This is a genomic window from Alkalibacterium putridalgicola, from assembly GCF_900109825.1.
GTDB lineage: Bacteria > Bacillota > Bacilli > Lactobacillales > Carnobacteriaceae_A > Alkalibacterium > Alkalibacterium putridalgicola.
In genome coordinates this window covers 1-2,229 of sequence record NZ_FOBL01000068.1, presented here as the reverse complement: position 1 = coordinate 2,229, position 2,229 = coordinate 1, and the positions used below count along the sequence as shown (strand labels likewise).

The window sequence follows — 2,229 nt, the reverse complement described above, 5'->3', positions numbered from 1 at the left end:
AGAAGTCGGATTGGTGTTTCCTGAGACCATTATAAAATAAAAAGATTTTTCTGTCCTGGTTTAGATTGCGGAGCAATCTTATTGTTTATTAAGATCTACTTCAAACATATAAAAATCATTTACAGAGTATGAATCAATACCGAAACCAGGAAAACTTTCTTTCCCATGAGTTTTATCACAGCCGTTTAAAGCTAACAATTTTCCATCTTGAGAAAAACCATAAATGCGATTCAAATGTTGAGATTCATACTTAAACCCATCATCAAAAGAATCAAACAATTCAAGAGTAATAGAATGATTTCTATAGTGCAAAACACCTTTAATTCCATTTTTGATTTCCTGATCTTCTTTATACCAGATAGCAAGAATGTCAAAATCTTCATTGAGCTTATACTTATTAAGTCTCATATTTAAGGACCTCTCTTTTGATATTAAAATATTATAAAATCTAAATTTTAACCTTCGAGTTTAATAATCGTAATTATTTTATTCTCTTTATCCAACTTAATTAAGCAGTTTAATTTCCTTGTTTGTTACATGGACTTCCATTTTCGCTTCATAATAGACTCTGGAATGGAAGAGTCTATTAAAAAAGAAGTTCACTCTTAATGCGGTACACCGTATCCCTTGTTACTCCCGTGTCTTCCGCAATCTGTTTAATCGGTTCTTCCTTCTTCAGTTTATTCACGATTACTTGGTATGTCATACGATCTTTTGGGTTCTTTGCAGTGGCGGAATACTTTACTGGCCGACCTTTATAATGTCCTTTTCGTTTAGCTATTTCGATTCCTTGTCGCTGCTTCCGTTTAATCTCCTCCCGCTCATTCTGAGCCGTCCAAGACAATAACTGCACAATCATGTTTCGAATCAACTTTTGAAGATTTGGGTCACCCATTTCTTGGTTTAGAATAGGCAGATTTAAAACAATTAACCCGATTTCTTTTTGATCTAGCTTCTGAACCATTTGGACAATATCATCGTAGTTCCGTCCCAACCGATCTAAAGACTCTACAATCAGAATATCTTTCTCACGCAGGAACTGAAGTGCTTTTTGTAGCTCCAATCGTTCGGTCATACTTTTTCCGGACATTTTTTCTTGAAAGATTTTCTCTGTTCCTGCTCTTTCCAAGGCTTCCATTTGTCGGTCTAAATTTTGGTCAGTGGTAGATACACGTGCATAGCCTACTTTCAACCTCTTCACTCCTTTTCTTAGTGCATTTAATAGACATTTATAATCTACACTAAAAAAAGCGAAAAGACAATGTCTTGCTCATGTCTATTTTGGGTACACTCATAATCGACAAAAAAGCTGAATCAAAAAGTCGTAAACTTTTTCTGATTCAGCTTTTGCGTTTAACCTAAAAAGGTCTTTATTCATTGGCTCTTCTTTTTTCATGATCTCCTGTGGAGTGATTTTGAGGTTTCGTTAGTGTGTATTGATCTGAAATCTCTTCAGGAGAGGACACATCCAATTCTTCCAGAATCTCTTGCAATGTTCCTTCCATTTCCACTTTGTCGGTCTCTCTGTTAATTAACTGCCATCTGTCTAGCATATTTTTACCTCCTCGTAATTAACTGCTTTGTGAAGATTAAGTTTACCCTATAGTAAGGTGCGGGTGGGTAACTATAATATCTGCGATACATCCAAACTCCAATTGCTGCTACAAACAAAATGAGGGACAAACCTTGTGAAACTCGTATGACATTTCCTATCCATAAGCTGTCTGTCCGCATACCTTCAATGAAAAATCTTCCGGCTGAATACCAGATGACATAGCTGAGGGCCACTTCTCCTTGACGAAGCAATTGGTTTTTGTTCCGCAAAAGAAGCAGCAATACGAACCCAGACAAGCTCCACAAAGACTCATAAAGAAAGGTCGGGTGATAATAGGTTCCATTGATATTCATTTGATTAATAATAAATTCTGGCAAGTATAGGTTTTCTAAAAATTGTCTGGTAACCGGACCGCCATGTGCCTCTTGATTAATAAAATTTCCCCAACGACCAATGGATTGTGCCAACAATACGCTAGGCGCCAGTATGTCTAACAGCAGCCAAATAGAAACCCCTTTTTTCTTGGTAAGTACATATACAGTTAGTCCTCCTGCAATCAATCCTCCGTAAATGGCAATCCCACCATTCCAGATTGCGATGATTTCACTCGGATTCTGTATATAGTAGTCCCATTTGAATAAAACGTAATAAAGTCGGGCACCGATAAAGCCAAT

The 2,229-nt window shown here is 36.7% G+C and carries 4 protein-coding genes; all 4 read right to left on the bottom strand.

Annotated elements, in window-relative coordinates; translation table 11 throughout:
• Nucleotides 1-78: 78 nt before the first annotated feature.
• Nucleotides 79-408 carry an ApeA N-terminal domain 1-containing protein gene (locus BMX84_RS12355; RefSeq protein ID WP_091490359.1) on the bottom strand — a complete coding sequence of 110 codons (330 nt, stop codon included), beginning with the start codon at nt 406-408 and terminating at the stop codon, nt 79-81.
• A gap of 178 nt (nt 409-586) precedes the next feature.
• The gene (locus BMX84_RS12350; RefSeq protein ID WP_425528537.1) at nt 587-1,201 is read right to left on the bottom strand and encodes a recombinase family protein; all 615 of its coding nucleotides are present in this window, start codon (nt 1,199-1,201) and stop codon (nt 587-589) included.
• 169 nt (nt 1,202-1,370) lie between these two features.
• Nucleotides 1,371-1,553: a hypothetical protein gene (locus BMX84_RS12585; protein WP_177165570.1), complete on the bottom strand. Its 183-nt coding sequence runs from the start codon at nt 1,551-1,553 to the stop codon at nt 1,371-1,373.
• Nucleotides 1,554-1,557: 4 nt separating this feature from the next.
• A partial coding sequence (lgt, locus tag BMX84_RS12345; RefSeq protein WP_143058728.1) for a prolipoprotein diacylglyceryl transferase occupies nt 1,558-2,229 on the bottom strand: 672 nt, incomplete at its 5' end.

Coding starts and splice junctions, on each gene's coding strand:
- BMX84_RS12355 (WP_091490359.1), bottom strand. CDS start 408: ATGAGACTTAATAAGTATAAGCTCAATGAAGATTTTGACATTCTTGCT.
- BMX84_RS12585 (WP_177165570.1), bottom strand. CDS start 1,553: ATGCTAGACAGATGGCAGTTAATTAACAGAGAGACCGACAAAGTGGAA.